1 protein-coding gene is annotated in these 541 nt (G+C 44.5%); it reads right to left on the bottom strand.

Annotated features, from left to right (window positions below; genetic code table 11):
• On the bottom strand, nt 1-541 hold a 541-nt coding region (locus ACWHAR_RS31195), incomplete at both ends, for an ATP-binding cassette domain-containing protein (RefSeq protein WP_452088943.1).

Here is a 541-nt window from a genome sequence, read left to right as displayed (position 1 = left end):
GAGAAGTTTCTTTCTTGATGTAGCCTGCTTAGATTTAGACGCATTGGCGCTGAATCTAGCGACAAACTCTTGAAGCTGTTTAATCTGCTCTTCTTTTTTCTTGTTCGCTTCTTGAGAAAGCTTTAACGCCAGTTGGCTTGACTCGTACCAGAAATCATAGTTTCCGACATAGATTTGAATTTTGTTAAAATCCAGGTCGGCAATGTGCGTACATACTTTATTTAAGAAGTGGCGGTCATGGGATACGACAATAACTGTGTTTTCAAAGTTAATCAGAAACTCTTCAAGCCACTGGATTGCCTGAAGATCCAGGTGGTTCGTCGGCTCATCGAGCAGCAGAACATCCGGTTTGCCGAATAATGCCTGTGCCAAGAGAACTTTTACCTTCTCCGAACCGCCGAGGTCTGCCATCTTTTTTGTGTGCAGATCTTCTGAGATACCAAGGCCTTTTAACAGGATCGCAGCTTCACTTTCCGCTTCCCAACCGTTTAGTTCCGCGAATTCACCTTCTAGCTCAGCAGCACGAATCCCATCCTCATCT

This window comes from Bacillus sp. LR--39 (assembly GCF_053613335.1).
The sequence above is the reverse complement of the archived record's forward strand: the minus strand, read 5'-3'. Positions and strand labels throughout refer to the sequence as shown.